Origin of the sequence: Caulobacter sp. Root1472 (assembly GCF_001426985.1) — a bacterium.
In the GTDB taxonomy this organism is placed as follows: Bacteria; Pseudomonadota; Alphaproteobacteria; order Caulobacterales; family Caulobacteraceae; genus Caulobacter; species Caulobacter rhizosphaerae.
The window spans coordinates 61,811-80,547 of the sequence record NZ_LMFX01000002.1; the positions used below are offsets into that span (position 1 = coordinate 61,811).

Sequence of the window (18,737 nt, forward strand, 5' to 3'; positions counted from 1 at the left end):
CGGCCGGATCAGGCGGCCGCGACGCCGCAGTATCGGTCGAGGAAGGCCTGGTGGTTCGGCAGGCTGCCGACCGCGCGGGCGATGTTGCCGCTCAGGTCGGCCAGAGCGGCGCGCAGTTGCTCGGGCGGCATCAGGCGGCCCATCTGGTGGTGGGCGACCGGCTCCAGCCGCTGGCCCAGCATCACCTGCAACCAGGAATCGACCTGGAACAGCTCGCCCGGAGCCTGGAAGGCCTGGGCGCTCTCGTGGAACAGGGCGATGCGCTGGGCCAGGCTGTCGGGGATGTCCATGGTCCGGCAACGGTCCCAGAACGGGCTGTCGGTCCGCTCGGTCAGCTTGTAGTGCAGGATGATGAAGTCGCGGATCTTCTCCAGTTCGTCGACGGCTTGCTGATTGTAGCGAGCGACGACGGCGTCGCTGACCCCGCCGAACGGGAACAGCTGCATCAGCCGCGTCACCCCGATCATGATCAGGTGGATCGAGGTCGATTCCAGCGGTTCCACGAAGCCGCTGGCCAGGCCCAGGGCGATGCAGTTCTTCGACCAGGTCTTGCGCCGTCGGCCCGTGCGGTAGCGGATCACCCGCGGCTCGATCAGCCGCTCGCCGTCCAGCGCGCCCAGCAGGGTCTCGCGGGCCTGGTCGTCGGACATGTAGTCGTCGCAGTACACCAGGCCGTTGCCCACCCGGTGCTGCAGCGGGATCTTCCAGCGCCAGCCGGCCTGGTGGGCGATGGCGCGGGTATAGGGAACCGCCGGACCGGTCGAACGGGTCTGCACCGCCAGGGCGCTGTTGGTTGGCAGCCAATGGCTCCAATCCTCGTATCCTGCCTTCAGGGTCTGTTCGATCAGCAGGCCCCGGAAGCCCGTGCAGTCGATGAACAGGTCGCCCTCGACCCGGTCGCCGTTCTCGAGAACCAGAGCCCGGATGAAGCCGGTCTCCGGATGCCGCTCGACCTGACCGATCTTGCCCTCGATCCGCCGCACGCCCAGGCCCTCGCTCATCTGGCGCAGGAAGCCGCCATAAAGCGTGGCGTCCAGGTGATAGGCATAGTTCAGCTCGGGCCCTTCGCCGACCGAGAACCGGTCGGCAAGGGCCGCCTGCAACTCGAAACAGTAGTCACCCAACTCGCCGCCGAAGCCGGCCGCCCGGGCCTGCAGCCAGAAGTGATGGAAGCTCCCCATCCAGTTCGACTTCCCGACCTGGCCGAACGAGTGGATGTAGCGGTCGCCCACCCGGCCCCAGTCCTCGAACGAGATGCCCAGCTTGAACGTCGCCTGGGTGGCGCGCATGAAGGCTGGCTCATCGATGCCCAGGAGGGCGTTGAAGGTGCGCGCCGTGGGGATCGTCGACTCCCCCACCCCGACCGTGCCGATCTCATCGGACTCGACCAGGCTGATGTCGAGCAACGGACCTAGCTGCCTGGCCAGCGCCGCCGCCGCCATCCAGCCCGCGGTGCCGCCCCCGGCGACGACGACCTTCTTCACGACCTGGTCCTGCATGGGGTCCCTCCGGCGGCCGTCAGCGGTTCAAGCGGTTGAGCAGATAGGCCCGCAGCCGTCGGGCCTTGCGTTCGTCCAAGGGCGAGAGGTCGCCGCGCGCCGCCTCGGGCAAGTGCGCGCCCGCCCGATCCGCGGGACCGAAGACGTAGTAGTCGAACAGTTTTTTCCAGGCCTGCTTCTCGAAATCCGGCCGGTCGCGAAGGCTGAGCAGGCCGTGCAGCAGGGTGTTCATCGGGCTGTCCATGAAGGCCGGCGCGGCGTTCCACCAGTAGTTCACCAGCACGTTGAACGGATCCAGCGCCTCGACCTGATGCCACCACAGGGCCGGATAGACCAGCACGTCGCCGGGCTCGAGCTCCGCCACCTGGGCCGCCGCCAGGGCGTCCCAGAACCTTGGGAACCGCGCAAGGTCCGGCGCGTCGAAATCGACCATGCTGACCGCCTGGCCGCCGGGCGTGGGGTCCAGCGGGCCGGGATAGAGGTTGTCCACCTGTTCGGGCGGGAGCAGCGTGAACCGCCGCCGGCCCACGGCGCAGACGGCGATGTTGTTGGACATGTCGTAATGGGCCGCCGCCACCGTGCGATTGCCGATCCAGATGCTGGCCAGAGGCGTCGCGTCGCCCAGGGCGGCGAGGTCCAGGCCCAGGTCGTTCTCGGCGCGCAGGCCGGGCAGATAGGCGTCGATGTCGCTGGAGCCGATATAGAACGACGGACCGTCGACCACGTGCAGTTGCTGCTCGACCCGCTCCAGAAAGGCGCGCAGCGGCGCCCGCTCGGTCTGGAAGTTCAGGCGGGAGACCTCGGCGTCGTAGCCGAACCGTCCCTTGATCTCCGGCGCGCCGATATAGGCTACGAAGCGTTCGCCTCGGTCGTACTCCAGCAGATGATCCATGGCCGCGCGCGGCGAGGCCAGGCCGGCCCGCACCAGGGGCCAGTCGCGCGCCAGGCCGCGGAAGATCGTCGGCCGCTGTTGGGTCAGGATCTCGTCGAACGGGATCTGGCCGGCCGCCAGCCCCTCGACCACCGGCGTCCTGCGGGCGATGTCGATCATCGGCCCCCTCCCGCTCAAGCCGCCAGGGCCCGCTTGCGGTTCTTCAGCTCGACGAGGGTCCCGACATTGCCCAGGGACGACAGCACCCATTGGGCGGCCGCCAGGAAGCCGGCCTGATGCAGCGCCGCCAGCGCGGGGCCGTCCAGGGCGGCGAACCGCGCCTGGGAGATCGTGTAGAGGTCGGGCAGGTCGTACTGGACATGGTCGTCCAGCTTGATCTCCACGTCGACCGGTTCGACCAGCTCGGCCGCCGCCAAGGACTCGAACATCGCCTTGCCGATCTCCAGGCCGTCATAGATCAGGCCCAGCAGGCGAGCCACGTGCTGGAGGTAGGGCGAATTGCCCCCGGCGGGCAGGAACACCGGTTCGCCCTCGCCGGCCCGAACACGCGGATGGTCCAGGTCGACATGGATCATCGGCTCGCCGTCGCGCTCGCGCAGAGCGATCGAGAACGGCCCGCGCTGCTGGACGGCGGGCACGTAGCGGGCGTTCCAGCCCCGCTGGTCAAGGAACAGGTTCTCGTCGCGGTCCAGGCCCAGCAGGGCGACGGCCTGGAACGCCCCGTCGGCGTCCTTGCGGAAGAAGATCGGGTATTCGCGCTGCACCGCCTCGAACTCGGTGGGGAAGACCAGCACCTGGTTGATGTTGTCGCCGAACGCGGCGCCGTGCCCCGTGAGGACGCGCAGGTCGCCATGGTCGACATTGTTGAGCAGCACTCTGTTGGTCATGTCCGCCCTTCGCCCAAGCGACGCCTCATCGGTTCGATGCGCGGTCATTCTAGAGAAGAAAGGGCCGCTGCGAACAGCGACCCTTTCCCAATCCAGGCGGGCCCTGAGACCCGCCATCGTCCTCGTCCTTTAGAAGCGGTAGCGCGCGCCCAGCAGGAAGCGACGGTCAAGTTCCTGCGCGTACCACAGCTGGTTTTCGTCGCGCGCATAGGTACGCAGGCTCTCCTTGGTCAGGTTGATGCCCTCCAGCGAGATCGCCAGCTGGGGCGTGACGTCGTAGCTGACGTTGAAGTCCAGCTGGGCGAACGGCGCGACGAACACCGGGTTGCGCGAGCCGCCGCGATTGGTGGCCTGCAGGAACTTGTCGCGCCAGTTATAGGCCAGCCGGGCCGAGATCCCGTTCTTGTCGTAGATCAAGGTGGCGTTGGCCGTGTCGCTCAGGCCCAGCAGGGCGAACTGGTCCTCGCCCGGATCCGAGGCGATGTCGAAGCCGACGTCGCCGCGCACCAGGGTATAGGCCGCGGCGATCCCGAAGCCGGTGTCGCCGAAGAAGTGCTGGGCGGCGATTTCGAAGCCGTGGATCTTGCCGGTCTTGTTGTTGATCGGCTGGGCGACCTGGAAGTTGAACAGCGGGTCGGCCGCGTTGGGGCTGATGTCGGTATTGGCCAGGACCTGGTCGACGAAGGCCTGGTTCAGGTCTCCCGAGGGACCGCGATTGGCCTGGAACACGGCCGTGGCGGCCGCGACCGAGCCCGTGGACTGGATCAGGGACGTCATCGTGAACAGGTTGACGTCGGTCTGGTCGGCTCCGATCGTCGTCAGCGAGGCCTTGGCGTCGCCCGACCGCGTGCCGGCGGCCCCGGAGCTGGCGTCACGCAGGCCGAACAGGGTCTGGGTGAAGGTGCCGGTGCCGACGAAGTTGTTGACGCGCTTCTCGAAGAAGCCCGCCGACACATAGCTGCTGGGCTTGTAGTACCACTCGACCGAGACGTCGAAGTTGTCCGAGATCAGCGGCTGCAGTTCGGGGTTGCCACGGGTGCCCAGGGGGATGGCGCCGTTGGCGGTCGGGCGGTTGGGCGCGCCGGCCGAGACCGAGGCGAACAGGTTGCCGTAGTCAGGACGGGCGATCGTGCGGCTGAACGAGAAGCGGCCGATCAGGTCCTTGGCCAGGTCCATCTGGAAGTCCAGGGCCGGCAGCAGGTTGCTGTACTTGTTGCTGCCGGAGACGGGCGAGTAGGTGGTCGTCGTGTCGACGCGGAAGTCGTTGTCGGCCGTCCAGACGATGGCCTGCGGGGTGCGGATCAGCGAGACCGACTTCGACTTGGTCTCCTCGTAGCGCACGCCGGCCACCATGCTGGCGTTGCGGCCCGCCAGTTCGCCCTTCCAGGTCAGCTGGGCGTAGCCGGCCCAGATGTCCTCGTCGACCTTGTTGTTGTCCTGGCCGGTGACGCCCACCGCGTTGCCGCGGGCGACATAGGCTGGCGACAGGGCGTTGTAGAGGTCGATCGCGTCGGCCCGGAAGGCGATCAGCCCCGTGCCGGTCTGCTTGGGGTCGAGGTTGTCGAACCGGCAGGCCAGGCAGAACTGCTTGACCAGGCTGCCGGCGTATTGCGACACGTCGCGCGGGTTCGAGATGCCCCAGCTGCCCAGGTCCTGCTGGGTGTTGATGCTGGTCTGGCTCATCTTCGAGGTGCGGTAGTTGAAGCCGAAGTCGAAGCGGCTGCCGTTGTCGTCCAGCTCGTAGGACGCGTCGGCGCGGATCTCCTTGACCTCCTGCTGCTGGCGCTGGGCCGAGGTGCGGGCCACCTGGCTGCCCAGGTCGCCGATGTCGAGCACGCCATTGCCGTTGCCGCGCGGCAGGGCGTCGTTGATCGTCACCGACTGGATCGGGATCTTGCCGCTGTAGTCCACCGAGTGCGACGAGATGATCGGCGCGCCGATGCTGACCGAGGTCGAGCTGGTGCCGTTCGGCGCGTCGGGAGCGCTGTCGGCCTTCGAGATGTGGCCGTCCACCGAGACCTTGAAGCGGTCGTTGACGTCCCACACGCCGTTCAGGCCGAACGACTTCAGGGTGTCCTCGTTGGCCCGGTACTGCTGCTCGAAGCCGGTGTCCTTCACGCCGCTGAGGTTTTCCTGCAGGAAGACCGCCGTGGCGACCACGGGATTGTCGTCGAAGGTCACCCGGTCGAACGGCCGGTTGAACCAGTTGGTCTGGTCGTTGCGCCGCTCGTAGGTCTTGTTGCGGGCGTAGAGCGCGTCGGCCGTGATGGTCACGCTCTCGACCGGCCGCCACTGCAGGGTGGCCTGGCCGTTCAGGCGTTCGCGCTGGCCTTGCGAGAAGTGGTAGCGGCTGTCGTTGGGGATCGCCACCAGGGTGTTGGGATTGGACGGCGCGTTGGTGATCTGGGTCGCGCCGCCGTTGCGGACGAAGCCGTTGGCCGGATTGATGAAGTCGGCGTAGGTGCGGATGTTCCAGTCGTTGGAGGTGACGCTGCGGCTGGTGAAGTTGCGCTTCTGATAGCTGCCGAACAGGCTGACGCCGAATTTCTCGTCCGCGTCGGTCCAGTTCAGCAGGCCCGAGACTTCCGGCGTGTACTTGGACGTATCCTCCAGCTTCTCGTCCATGCTGGTGTCGTAGACGCCCTTGACGCCGATGCTGCCGCTGAGGCCGCTCTCGCGGGCGTCGAACGGGTGGCGGGTCTTGACGTTGATCGTGGCGCCGATGCCGCCCGACGGGATCGCCGCCCGGCCGGTCTTGTAGACCTCCAGGGTCGAGACCCCTTCCGAGGCCAGGTTCGAGAAGTCGAACGAACGGCTGGTGCCGGCCGCAAAGTCGACCGACTGGTCGCCGCCGACGGTGGAGACGTTGGCCGTGGGCATGGTGCGGCCGTTGACGGTCACCAGGTTGAAGCCGCCACCGAAGCCGCGGACCGTGACCTGCGAGCCTTCGCCATTGCTGCGGTCGATCGACACGCCGGTGATGCGCTGCAGCGATTCCGCCAGGTTGGTGTCGGGGAACTTGCCGATGTCCTCGGCCGAGATCGCATCGACGACGCCGCTGTTGGTGCGCTTGATCTCGATCGATCGCTCCAGCGACGCCCGGATGCCGGTCACGACGATCTCGTCGACCGTGCTGTTTTCGTTGTTGGTCTGAGCCTGGGCCTGCCCGCCGGCGAACACCGCCATGGACAGCGCCAGCAAGGAGGCAGAGGTGTTCAGGCGACGGTGTCGCTTCATGGCCGTTTCCCCGCGCAAGGCCCCCACACGGAGGGCTCGGTTCTTTTTGTTTCAGCGCCGATAACTTCGCCCGGCGATTTTTTGACGATCCTCGTCAAAAACAACCGGACGTCGACAACTCCGTTAGCGGTAACATCAGTATCTGAACTCGGTCAAGCAGCCGAAAATGAATTCTGACAGCGCTGTTTCGGCTTATAATTCATACAAATGCCTCGAAAGCCAGGCAGCGCAGGCGAATTATGCCTTTTTGACGACGAAGCTTTTTTCACGCTGGCCAACCCATTGTTGCAGACCAGACACAGAGGATCGCTGCAACCGCTAGGCCTGAAAGGGATTTGAAGCTCTACCACGGCGGTCACGCGCGGCTCTCCTCCACGCCGAGTCGCGAAGGTGCGCGAGACAAACCCCGTTGACGCAACCGGGGAGACTGTTACCGCTATCTTCGGCTTTGAGAGCCGGCGCTCTTGAACGCTTGCTCGATCCGCCCGTGGACCACTTCAGGGGCCGCCATCCCAGATGTCGGCCCCGCCTTTTCGATCACAGCCCGGCAAAGCTCACGCCGCCGGATCCACCTTCGCCCAGGCCCGTCGCTCGGCGCCGAACCGGTCTGGAACCACCGTGCAAGCCACGTCCAGAACCATGGTCGAGCGGGTCTTCGGGTCGTAGGGAGGCCAGGCCGGCTGTCCCGGCGCGCTCGGCCGGCCCGTCCGCGCGAAGTTGGCCCACATGGCGCTGACATTGCGCGCCGCGGCGAAGCGGTCGGCCCGGCTGCCGGCCAAGGTGTCGGGCGAGGCGACGGTGTTGAACACCAGGGGGATGTCGCTGGCGTGCATGGCCCCCAGCTCGATGTCGGTCCCGTCCATCCTGCGGTTCGAGCGATAGGCGATGTTGTAGACATAGGCTGGCGCCCGGCCTTGGGCCGCCTTGCGTTCGGCGGCGAGCACCGAACCCGCGCCCATGGCGTAGTAGCTGGCCGCCGCCAGGTAGATATCGCTGGGCGTCGCGCCCGGACGGTCTGAGCGGTAGGCGTCGATCAGGGCCGGGGCCTTGTCGCCGAACCTGCCCGACAGCCGCGCTTTCAGCCCCGCCTCGTCCAGCCGGAACGCCTCGACGTCCTTGCCCGTCCAGGCGAAGAAGGCCGCTTCGTTGTCCAGCCAGCCGATCATCAGCGGCTTGTCGGCGGCGCTGGCGGGGGCGGTGGGATCGAACGGATGATGCGGCAGCAAGTCGCCGTCGAGGATCGGGCCATAGGTTCCCGGCGTCAGCGACTGGATCCCGCGCCAGCCGCCGCTGTCGCTCTTGACCTTGGCGTTCAGCGCCTTCTGGGCGGCCAGGATCTGGGGCGCGGGAACGTCGAGCACCTCGCGCCAGTCGGCCGGGGCGATCTCCAACTGCTCCAGGAACATCCGCGTCGTCTGGGCCGCAACGTCGGGGGTGGTTATCCGCACCACCGGCCCGCTCTGGATAATCGCCTTGGAGAATAGCGGCGCGACCGACGGCATCGCGTAGAGGCACGAGGTCTTGGCCCCGCCGCCGCTTTCGCCGAAGATCGTCACATTGGCCGGATCACCGCCAAAGGCCTCAATGTTCCGCTGTACCCACTTCAGGGCCAGCACGATGTCGGACAAACCCTGGTTGCCCGAGCCGGCGTAGTCGGCCCCGCCCAGCTCGCCCAGGTACAGATAGCCCAGCACGCCCAGCCGGTGGTTGGTGGCCACCACCACCACGTCGTGCTCACGGGCCAGCATGGAACCGTCCTGGGCGGTGCTGCCCCCGGAGCCGGTCGTGTAGCCGCCGCCATGGCTGTAGACCATCACCGGCCTGCCCTTGCCGCCGCCGGCCGGAGTCCAGACGTTCAGCACCAGGCAGTCCTCGCCGGGCGGGGGCTCGTTCTTGCCATAGACCGTGGTCGGGTCCTGCAGCGACGGCGTCCCGAGCCTGGTGGCGTCGAACACGCCGGTCCAGGGCGCGACCGGACTGGCCGGCTTGAAGCGGTTCATGCCCGAGACGCTGGCCCCATAGGGCACGCCCTTGTAGGCGTCGACGCCGCCGGTCCGCGCGCCGCGCAGCCGCCCCTCGGCGATCTGGACTTCCACGGCCTCGGACGGCGCGTCGGCGGCGCAGGCGGCCATCGGCATGGCCAGGACGCCAGCCGCCGCCCCCGTGGCCAGGAGCCGGCGGCGATTGATGTCGGCGTTGCGGATCAAGGACGTCACGGGCAACTCCTGTTTCGATGGACCGCCAAGGCGGAACTAGGATCCATCCCGAAGGCGCCTGGACTTCCTAGCCCGACCTTGGTCGGCGACGCGGAGCAACGGCCTATCGGCACATCCTGTCGAGCTCCGCGAAGGGCAAGTCCAGCTTGGGGACCGGCAGGCCCTTGGCCTTCATGGCGTTCTCCAGCGTGGTCGGCGCCTCGGTCGCCTGCGTCTTGAAGTCGGCCGCGTAGAACTTGTCACGCTCGGCCTCCTCCAGGCTGACGAACTTGGCGCCGTTGTCCTGGTACATCTTCAGCAATCGCGGCATGACCCGGGCGTCGAAGGCTCCGGCGTGCATCAGCTGCACATAGGCAATGTCGCGGCCGTACAGCGTGGCCGACAGGCGGCGCGAATAGTCCAGGCTGTCCTTGGCGGCCTTCAGGTAGCTGGCCTCCAGCGACGCCACCGCCGCCGCGTCGCCCTTGACCATGCAGCGAGCATAGGGCTCGTTCCAGGCGTAGTCGCCGAAACTCATGGTCACGCTGGCGATGCGGTAGCCATGGGCCTTGAGCAGCTTGCGCGCCGCGACGTGCTTTTCCGGCGTCTCGCCCTCGCTGAGGAATGGATAGCGCAGCCAGCGCCAATCCTGGCCGGCCATGTGCCTTTGCAGCAGCGCCTCGTTGCGGACGAGGTCGGCCTCCCAGTCGGCCAGGCCGTGGGTGTTCAGGTCCAGATGCGACCAGGTGTGGTTGGCCAGCGGGTGACCGGCCGCGCGCCACAGCGACAGCACGCCCACCGAGTCCGGCTCGCGCTCTTCGTGCACACCGTTGACGAAGCCGTATACCGGCCCCGTCCTCGCATCGTGGAAGGCGGCCAGCAGCCGGCCGGCCACGTCGATGCGGCTGACGCCCGGCGGCAGGGCGCTGTGGGCGGGCAGGTCGTCGAAGGTCAGGGCGATCTTCACTGGAGTGGCGGCTTGCGCGGCGCCCATCGTCGTCGCGGCGACCAGAGGCGCGATGCAGCGCGTCAACACCCGCACCCACGCGCGCTCGATACCCATGCGTCCTCCCGCTTCATTCCTTGGCGAATGATAACGCTACCATTTATGCCACCCTTCGCCTTCGCCGCAAGGCCGATCGCACGACGCCGACGCCCCGCGCGAAAACTTGCGGGACACGGTGGGGGTTTTGGCGCGACGTGCGTCATACATCCTGGGAAAATCGTCAAACCCTCCAGCAGGCGGAACCGTGCGGCCAGCGACCGAGCCAGACCTGAACAGACTCGACCGGCGCTATCGGCCCGCGCTGATGGCGTTCTTCATGCGCCGCGCCGCCAGCCACGGCGACGCCGAGGACATGACCCAGGAGCTGTTCGCCAAGCTGGCGACCGCTGAAGCCAGTTCAATCGACAACGCCGACGCCTACATCTTCCAGATGGCCGCCAACCTGCTGCGCGACCGGGGCCGGCGCGAGAAGGTGCGGGCCAACTACCGCGCCAGCCTCGACACCGGCGCCCTCGACCTGGAGCCCCTGGACCCCGCCCGGGTGCTGCTGGGCCGCGAGAGCCTGGGCGAGGTCTCGGACGCCCTGCGCGAACTGCCCGAGCGCACTCGCGCCATCTTTCTCCTGTTCCGTCTGGAAGGCATGAAACAAGCCGAACTCGCCGCCCTGTACGGCGTCTCCGTCAGCGCGGTGCAAAAGCATATCCTCAAGGCCATGACCCACCTGACCCGACGCGTGAGGGCCGGCGAATGACCATGATCTCGCCCGACGACCGGCTGGACACCGCCCGCGAGCAGGCCGCCCTGTGGTGCATGCGGCTGGCCGACGACGACCTTTCCCCGGCCGAACAGGCCGACCTGCAGGCCTGGTTCGAGGCCGACCCGGCCCATCGCGGCCTGCTGGACGACGCCGTCACCGCCTGGCGCGCCATCGAGGCGCAGGCCGCCAGCCCCGGCCTGATCGCGCTTCGGCGCGAGGCGCTCGAGGACCTGCGCCGCGCCCAGCACGGCCGCTGGGCCCGTCCCGGCCGCCGCCCGGCGCTGTGGGCCGGCCTGGCCGCCGGCCTGGTCGTCGCCGTAGGGGCCGGGCTCGCCTGGCGGGCCAGCCTGCCCGACGTCTACCGCACCACCGAGGGCGAGCGGCGGATCGTCGAGCTGGCCGACGGCTCGCGGGCCTCGCTCGACAGCGCCACGGTGCTGAAGGTGAAGTACGAAAGCGGCCGCCGCCGCCTGTGGCTGGACAGCGGCCGAGCCAAGTTCTCGGTCGCCAAGGACCCGCTGCGGCCGTTCTCGGTGGCGGCCGGCGACAAGCTGGTGGTGGCCACCGGCACGGTGTTCAGCGTCGAGCGCCTGACCGGCCAGATGCGGGTGGTGCTGTACGAAGGCCACGTGGCGGTGCTGGACGACAAGACGGGCCGGGCCGACAAGGCCGCGCCCGTCCAGATCGACGGCGCGCCCGCCGATCGCCTGCTGACCCCCGACCACGAGCTGGTGACCTCGACCCGGACCAGCGCCACCGTGGTCAGCCAGCTGGACCCGATCCGGGCCCGGGCCTGGGAGAACGGCCAGCTGGTGTTCCAGGACGAGCCCATGGACCTGGCCGTCGAGCGCGTGAACCGCTACGCCCGCGACAAGCTGCGGATTGGCGACCCGGGCGTGGCCAAGCTGCGGATCAGCGGGGTGTTCACCTCGGGCGACACCGGGGCCTTCGTCGACGGGGTGACGGCCGTCCTGCCGGTCCACGCGGTTGCGGCCAATGGCGTGACCGTGCTGAAAATCGACCACGGCCAAAAAAATTCCACGCCGGCCGGTGTGCCTTCGACGAGTTGAGGCGTCTCACCTTCCAAAGCGCCGCAATCAACGTCGGCGCGCTTGGGAGGGAAGACACATGCGCAGATCCTTCGACCGCCGCCCGCATCGCCATTGGGCCCTGGGCTCCACCGCCGCCGCGGCCCTGATGCTGCTGGCCGCCCCGGTGGCCGTCCACGCCCAGCAGGCCCCTCAGCAGACACGGGGAGCCACCTACAGCTTCGACATTCCCGCCCAGGACCTGAGCGGCGCCCTGCGAGCCTTCGGCCAGACCTCGGGCCAGCAGCTGGCCTATGACGAGGCCAGCGTGCGCGGCAAGCGCGCCCCGGCCCTGACCGGCGCCTACACCGCCGAGGCCGGCCTCAAGCGTCTGCTGAACGGCACGGGCCTGAGCGCCCAGGCCACCGCCAGCGGCGTCTACGCCATCCGCGCCAAGACCCTGCTGGTGGCCACCAGCGCCCAGACCGAGGCCCAGCCCGCCACCGCCGTCGAGCCCACGCCCGACACGCCCGCCCAGGTCGACGAGCTGATCGTGGTCGGCACCCCAGGCGGCAAGGGCATCGACAAGCTGGCCGCCAGCTTCGCGGTCACCACGGTCAACGCCGACGACATCACCAAGGCCTCCCCCAAGAGCACGGCCGAGCTGCTGACCCTGGTGCCCGGCGTCTGGGTCGAGACCTCCGGCGGGGTGGCCGGCGCCAACGTTTTCGTGCGCGGCTTCCCCGCCACCGGCGACGCCGAGTTCCTGACCATCCAGTTGCAGGGTTCGCCGATCTATCCGCCTTCGACCCTGTCGTTCCTGGAGAACAGCTCGATCTTCCGGGTCGACGAGACCATCTCGCGGATGGAGGCCCTGCGCGGCGGCCCCAACCCGATCTTCTCCAACGGCCAGCCGGGCCTGACCACCAACTTCCAGCTCAAGGAAGGCGGCGAGGAGACCCACGGCCTGGTCAAGCTGACCACCTCCGACTACGACCTGCGCCGCGTCGACGGCCTGTTGAGCGGCAAGCTGGCCGACGACCTCTATTTCATGGTCGGCGGCTATGCGACCACCTCGCCCGGCGTGCGCGACACCCAATTCGACAGCGAGGTCGGCCAGCAATTCACCGTCAACATCACCAAGCGGATGGAGCGGGGGAAGCTGAACCTCTACGCCCGCTATACCGACGACCACGGCGCCTGGTACCTGCCGTTCGCGATCAACGTGCCGGGCGTGGACAAGGGCGAATACACCCAGCTGGGCGAGGCCAGCCGCTTCCACACCCTGCAGGTCAACGGCGCCGGCGCGACCCGCAATTTCGACCTGGCCGACGGTCGAGGCTTCAAGGGCTATGTGGCCGGCGGCAGCTTCGAGCACGAGTTCGGTGACGGCTGGCAGGTGCGCGACCGCTTCAGCCTGACCGACGGTGACGCCAACACCTACGGCCTGGTGCCGGACGGAGCGGCGATCACCGTGGCCGCGCTGAACACCGTGGTTCCCGGCGCGATCACCACCCGCGGCGGGACCGCCCTGGGCGCCAATGACTACGTCCAGAACTGGGGCGCCTGGATCGTCGAGAAGAAGATCAAGGCGGTGACCAACGACCTGTCGATCGCCAAGACGATCGGGACCCACCAGCTGTCGGCCGGCTACTATGCCTCCAGCTTCAAGTCCGACGACTTCTGGACCATCGGCAATGTCGAGCCGATGCAGGTCAAGGCCAATGGCGACTACCTGGCCGCCCCGGTCACCTGCGCCAATCTGGCGACAGCCGGCAGCACCTCCAGCTGCTTCAAGTTCGGCCTGACCTCGGCCGGCGACGGGCGCGTGGACGCGCTGTACCTGGCCGACTCCTGGCAGGTGATCGATCCGCTGCGCATCGACCTGGGCGTGCGCCGCGAGCGGTTCCAGACCGACTACGTGGTCGACGACGGCCCCGGCTTCCCGGATGGCCTTGCCCTGCGCACCACCGACTACAGCAACAGCAAGACCAGCTACACGGTCGGGGTGAACTACGACATCAACGCCGTCTCCGGCGTGTTCGGCCGCTATTCGCGCGGCTACAAGTTCCCCAGCTTCGACAACTTCCGCGAGGGCCTGACCGACACCCTGTCGGTCGACCAATACGAGCTGGGCTACAAGCTGCGCAGCGGGCAGTTCGAGCTCTACGCCACCGGCTTCGCCAACAAGTTCGAGGGCGCCAAGTTCGCCGACGTCGGCGGCATCCAGGAAAGCAACAGCAACAAGGCCCACGGCGTCGAGCTGGACGGCCGCTGGCGCTCGGACTTCGGCCTGTCCCTGGCCCTGAACGGCACCTTCCAGAAGACCGAGATCGTCAAGTCGTCGATCCCGGGCAACAAGGGCAACAGCGCCCAGCGCCAGCCCGACTGGATGATCCGCTTCACCCCCAGCTACGACGTGACCCTGGGCTCGGTGGAGTCGACCTTCTACGGCACGGTCAGCGCCGTGGACGACCGCTTCGCCGACAACGCCAACACCCAGGTGCTGAAGGGCTACACCAAGGTCGACCTGGGCGCGATCTTCGACGTCAACGACTTCACCGTCCAGGTCTCGGCCGACAACCTGACCGACAGCCACGGCCTGACCGAGGGCGACCCGCGCTCGACCAGCGGCGCCAACGCCCGCCCGATCCTGGGCCGGTCGTTCAAGGTCAGCGTCGGCTACAACTTCTGACCGGTTTCCCGATCAGGACCCGCCGCGGCCGTCCCCAGCGGCCCGGCGGCAACGGAGCCGCTCCCCCCAGCGGCGCCGCTCGCGGGTCGGGTTCGTCACGGACCCGATCCGCGCTTTTATCGTTTTGAGTTGACCGATTTAATTTCCACTCATCCCGGCGAAAGCCGGGACCCAAGCCGAGCTTGAAGGTCGGCTTTGAGCCAGGAACGTCCACCTCCGCTTGGGTCCCGGCTTTCGCCGGGATGAGTGGAGGAGAAGGAGGAATTTCGTGAAGCATCGTCGCGTCCTCGCAGCCTCCACCCTCTGGCTCGCCCTGTCCGCCCCGGCTATGGCCCTGGCCCAGGCGCCGAAGGCCAGCGAAGTCCCCTCCCCCGCCGACACCTATGGCGAGCTGTTCCACCAGGTGCAGATGCGCAAGCTGTTCCCGGACGGCAAGACCTTCGTCGACGCCACGCCCAGGCGTTCGCCCGCCCAGATCCTGGCCGCCTACCGCGCCCACGCTGCCTTCACCGACGCCGAGCTGAAGCGCTTCGTGCACGCCAATTTTGTCGTTCCGCTAAGCGCGCCGCTTCCGCCCCCGTCCAAGGACCGCACCACCCTGAAGGCCCACATCGCCGCCCTGTGGCCGGTGCTGACCCGCCCGCCGGTCGAAGCGGTGGACGGCGGCAGCGCCCTGCCGCTGGACAAGCCGTTCGTGGTGCCCGGCGGGCGCTTCCGCGAGATGTACTACTGGGACAGCTACTTCACGATGCTGGGCCTGGCCGCCGACGGCCGCCAGGACGCGGTGGAGAGCATGGTCGACGATTTCGGCGGGCTGATCGACCGCTACGGCCACATCCCCAACGGCACGCGCAGCTACTATCTGAGCCGCTCGCAGCCGCCGTTCTACTTCGCCATGGTGGGATTGGCTGACAAGACCGACAAGGCCCGGTTCAAGCAGCGCCTGGACCTGATGCGCCGCGAGCACGCCTTCTGGATGGACGGCGAGAAGACCCTCGCGCCCGGCCAGGCATATCGCCGGGTCGTCGCCCTGCCTGACGGCGCGATCCTCAACCGCTACGCCGACGACCGGACCACGCCGCGCGACGAGTCCTACCGCGAGGACGTGCTGACCGCCCGTGCGGTGACCAACCGCCCGGCCGGCGAGGTCTTCCGCGACCTGCGTTCGGGCGCCGAGAGCGGCTGGGATTTCAGTTCGCGGTGGATGGCCGACGGCAAGAGCCTGAAGACCATCCAGACGACCGCGATCCTCCCGGTCGACCTGAACGCCCTGCTGTTCGGCCTGGAGACGGCCATTGCCCAGGGCTGCGCCGACCTGGCGGACGCGCCCTGCGTCGCTGAGTTCAGCGGCCGCGCCAAGGCCCGCCGGACGGCGATGGACGCCTACCTTTGGGACGCTCCGCGCGGCCTCTATCTCGACTACCAGTGGCGCGAACGGACGCGGCTGGACCATCCCAGCGCCGCGACGCTGTATCCGCTGTTCGTCGGGGCGGCCAGCCCGGACCAGGCCAAGGCGGTGGCGGCGACCACCCGCGCCCTGCTGCTCGCGCCGGGCGGCCTGCGCACCACCACCGTCGCCACGGGCCAACAATGGGACACCCCCAACGGCTGGGCCCCGATGCAGTGGGTGGCTGTGTCGGGCCTGCGCCGCTACGGCGAGGAGGACCTGGCCAGGGACATCGGCCAGCGCTGGCTGGCCACGGTGGCCCGCGAGTACAAGGCCAGCGGCAAGATGCTGGAGAAGTACGACGTCGAGGAGGCCAAGGCCGGCGGCGGCGGCGAATACCCGCTGCAGGACGGCTTCGGCTGGACCAACGGCGTCACCCGCGCCCTGCTCGACCTCTATCCGGCGCCGGGCTGACCGCCTCCACGAAGCCTTCGGACGCTCACCTTCCTGTCGCCAGGCCCGCCCTTCGCCTTTCCCGCGACGCGGCCGGGGCGACGCCTTGCCCAGCCTCGTGGCCCGTCGCCGGCGTCCGACCGGCCCGCGTCACCGCCGCGACGAGGGCGGCCATGTCGACGGGCTTGACCACGAAGTCGTCCATGCCGGCCTCCCGGCAGGCCCGGACCTGGTCGTCCATCACGTCGGCGGTCAAGGCGATGACGGGCAGCGCGGCCCATTCGGGCCGGGCGCGGATGCGGCGCGTCGCCTCCAGTCCGTCCATCACCGGCATGTTGACGTCCATCAGCACCACGTCGAAGGCCTCGGTCTCCAGCCGGTCCAGCGCGGCCTGACCGTGCTCGGCCTCGACCACCACGCAGCCGAACGGCGCCAGCATCACTCCCACCACCTTGCGGTTCACCGGATGGTCGTCGACCAGCAGGACCTTGCGGGCCTGGAGACCGAGCGGCGCGGCGGCTTCCTCCGCTTCGGCCGGGGGCGCCTCGACGGCCACCGCGTCGCAACGGAAGCACAGGGTGAAGGTGGACCCAACCCCCTCCTGGCTCTCGACGGTCACGCCGCCGCCCATCATCTCAGCCAGCCGGCGGGTGATGTTGAGGCCCAGGCCCGTGCCGCCGAACTCGCGCGCGGTGGCCGCGTCGGCCTGCACATAGGCGCCGAACAACCGGGACAGGGTTTCGCCCGACATGCCGACGCCGCTGTCGGCGACGCGGATGGTCGCGCGGACGTCGCCGTCCGCCAGCGGCTCGCACCGCAAGGTCATCGCGATCTCGCCGTGGGCGGTGAACTTGACGGCGTTGGACAGCAGGTTGGAGACGCACTGCCGGACGCGGACCGGGTCGAAGGACAGGCTGGCGGGCGTGTCGCCGTCCACCGTGAAGGTGATCGCCAGCCCCTTGTCGGCGGCCAGGGCGCCATGAAGCCGCGCGGCCCGCGCGCAGGTCTGGACCAGGTCGCCGGGGATCGGCGCGATGTCCAGCTTGCCGGCCTCGATCTTGGACAGATCCAGTACGTCGTTGAGCAGGGTGAGCAGGTTGCGGCCCGAATCCTCCAGCAGTTCCACCTGCTCTCGCTCGCCCGGCTCCAGCGGTTCCAGCTTCAGCGCCTGGGCCAGGCCCAGCATGCCGTTCAGGGGCGTGCGCAACTCGTGGCTCATCGTGGCCAGGAAAGTCGACTTGGCTTCGCTGGCGGCTTCCGCACGCGCCCGCGCCTCGCGCAGCTGTCGCGAGACCCGGCGCTGATGGAAAACCCAGGCCGCGCCGCCGGCCGCCAGCAGCGTCATCAGGCCTGCGACCAGCGTCCAGGCCGTGTTCAGCCCGCGCTGGAGCGCGGCCTCCTTCTCGACGTGCTCAAGCCGCTCGCGCTTGGCGCCCAGCTCGGCCTGCAGGGCCGAGGAGATGTCGGCGATCTTGTGCTGGTGGTCCTCGTCCAGCGCCCGCATCGCCTTGCGGCGCCAGCGGTCGTAGACGTCGAACGCCTCCAGGCCGCGCTTCTCGGCCCGCAGCGTGTAGGCGTCGCTGAACAGGTCCAGCAGCGGGTCCTCGGCGCCAAGGCCGTCGGGCGCGGCGCGCAGCCGCGCGAAGTCGCGGCGAGCGCCCTTGGCGTCGCCCAGGCGCGCCTTGACTTCAAGCCGCAGCCGCAGGGCCGCCACCGCCCATCCGTCCTCGGGCCGGTCCAGCAGCGGCGCGATGTCGTCCAGGCAGCTCAGCACGCGTCGCCATTTGGCCTGGTCAAAGGCGATCGAGGCGCAAAGATAGCGGTTGAAGAACAGCGCCCGGGGACCGCCGGAGGTCTTGATGACCTCGCCGTGCAAGGCGGCCAGCCGTTCGGCGGCGGCGTATTCACCCGCCGCGCTGGCCATGTAGGCCAGGTCGTAGACCCGCTCGGCGTCCTGGGTCGCCGAGCCGATCTTTTGATCCAGGGCGGCCGCGGCGGCCATATGGTCCAGGGCGCTGACATGATCCCCCAGATCGCCCAGCGTGGTCGACACCAGGGTGTGGGCCTCGGCCGCCAGGGGCCAGGTCAGTCGGTCCTGACCGTCGACGTCGCGGATCAGCGCCGCCCCCACCGTCGAGGCCTTGGCCCATTGGCTCAGCGCGACCGCGACGCGCAGCCGTTCCAGCTGCGCCACGCGGCGGACGTCCGGCCCGGCGACGTCGAACCGCCGCCAGACGGTGTCGTCCAGTCGATCCGTGCGGCCCGACAGCACGGGCGCCGACAGCGCCATCGCATCGACCATGCCGGCCAGCCTCGGCTCGTCGTCGCGCGCCGCGGCCGCGCGGAGCTGGCCGGACCAGCGTGCGAAATCGGCGTCCTGGCCGTTGTTCCGATAGTAGTTCAGTACCCGCCAGGCGCCGTAGAAGCGCGCGTCGCCCTTGGCCGCCAGCGCCGAGCGGCCCATCGTCTCGATCAGCGTCGGCGTCAGCTTCCCATGGTGGGCGCGGATCTGCTGGCCAAGCGCGTCAAGGCGCGCCTCTCGGGTTTCAGCGCGGGCGGCGCCGGTCGCCGGCGCGGTCAGGATCAGGAGGGTCATGGCCAGCGCGACCGCCATGGCCGCGCGACCGGCGCTCCTGCCGGCGATGCTGATTGTCGCCATCGGCGCTCCCAAATACGTCCCCGCGCCGACCAAACCACGACT

General features: G+C 68.8%; 11 protein-coding genes. 4 read left to right on the top strand and 7 right to left on the bottom strand.

Annotation, left to right across the window (positions count from 1 at the left end; all coding sequences use genetic code 11):
• Positions 1-8 precede the first annotated feature (8 nt).
• The 6 genes from ASD47_RS03425 to ASD47_RS03450 all read right to left on the bottom strand — a co-directional run bounded on the left by ASD47_RS03425 (position 9) and on the right by ASD47_RS03450 (position 9,773).
• Complete coding sequence (locus ASD47_RS03425) at positions 9-1,499, bottom strand: tryptophan halogenase family protein (protein WP_056751708.1); 1,491 nt, start codon at positions 1,497-1,499, stop codon at positions 9-11.
• A 19-nt stretch (positions 1,500-1,518) separates the two neighbouring features.
• Entirely contained in the window at positions 1,519-2,550 is a 1,032-nt protein-coding gene (locus tag ASD47_RS03430) for a cupin-like domain-containing protein (protein WP_056751710.1), read from the bottom strand.
• 14 nt (positions 2,551-2,564) lie between these two features.
• Positions 2,565-3,278 carry a SapC family protein gene (locus ASD47_RS03435; RefSeq protein ID WP_056751712.1) on the bottom strand — a complete coding sequence of 238 codons (714 nt, stop codon included), beginning with the start codon at positions 3,276-3,278 and terminating at the stop codon, positions 2,565-2,567.
• A gap of 129 nt (positions 3,279-3,407) precedes the next feature.
• Positions 3,408-6,515, bottom strand: coding sequence for a TonB-dependent receptor (locus ASD47_RS03440; protein WP_056751714.1), 3,108 nt, complete (start codon positions 6,513-6,515; stop codon positions 3,408-3,410).
• A gap of 554 nt (positions 6,516-7,069) precedes the next feature.
• Positions 7,070-8,731, bottom strand: coding sequence for a carboxylesterase/lipase family protein (locus tag ASD47_RS03445; protein WP_056751891.1), 1,662 nt, complete (start codon positions 8,729-8,731; stop codon positions 7,070-7,072).
• Positions 8,732-8,834: 103 nt separating this feature from the next.
• Complete coding sequence (locus tag ASD47_RS03450) at positions 8,835-9,773, bottom strand: polysaccharide deacetylase family protein (RefSeq protein ID WP_082564436.1); 939 nt, start codon at positions 9,771-9,773, stop codon at positions 8,835-8,837.
• A gap of 187 nt (positions 9,774-9,960) precedes the next feature.
• Between ASD47_RS03450 and ASD47_RS03455 the strand changes: the two genes are divergently transcribed.
• The 4 genes from ASD47_RS03455 to treF all read left to right on the top strand — a co-directional run bounded on the left by ASD47_RS03455 (position 9,961) and on the right by treF (position 16,057).
• Positions 9,961-10,467, top strand: a complete 507-nt coding sequence (locus ASD47_RS03455; RefSeq protein ID WP_056751717.1) for an RNA polymerase sigma factor — start codon at positions 9,961-9,963, stop codon at positions 10,465-10,467.
• Positions 10,464-11,543: a FecR domain-containing protein gene (locus ASD47_RS03460; protein ID WP_056751720.1), complete on the top strand. Its 1,080-nt coding sequence runs from the start codon at positions 10,464-10,466 to the stop codon at positions 11,541-11,543. The genes ASD47_RS03455 and ASD47_RS03460 overlap by 4 nt, the downstream gene beginning before the upstream one ends.
• Before the next feature lie 58 nt (positions 11,544-11,601).
• Positions 11,602-14,196 carry a TonB-dependent receptor gene (locus tag ASD47_RS03465; protein WP_056751724.1) on the top strand — a complete coding sequence of 865 codons (2,595 nt, stop codon included), beginning with the start codon at positions 11,602-11,604 and terminating at the stop codon, positions 14,194-14,196.
• A gap of 268 nt (positions 14,197-14,464) precedes the next feature.
• Complete coding sequence (gene treF, locus ASD47_RS03470) at positions 14,465-16,057, top strand: alpha,alpha-trehalase TreF (RefSeq protein WP_082564437.1); 1,593 nt, start codon at positions 14,465-14,467, stop codon at positions 16,055-16,057.
• Positions 16,058-16,082: 25 nt separating this feature from the next.
• Here treF and ASD47_RS03475 read toward each other — a convergent pair whose 3' ends face one another.
• The gene (locus tag ASD47_RS03475; RefSeq protein WP_082564438.1) at positions 16,083-18,695 is read right to left on the bottom strand and encodes a response regulator; all 2,613 of its coding nucleotides are present in this window, start codon (positions 18,693-18,695) and stop codon (positions 16,083-16,085) included.
• Between the last annotated feature and the right edge of the window lie 42 nt (positions 18,696-18,737).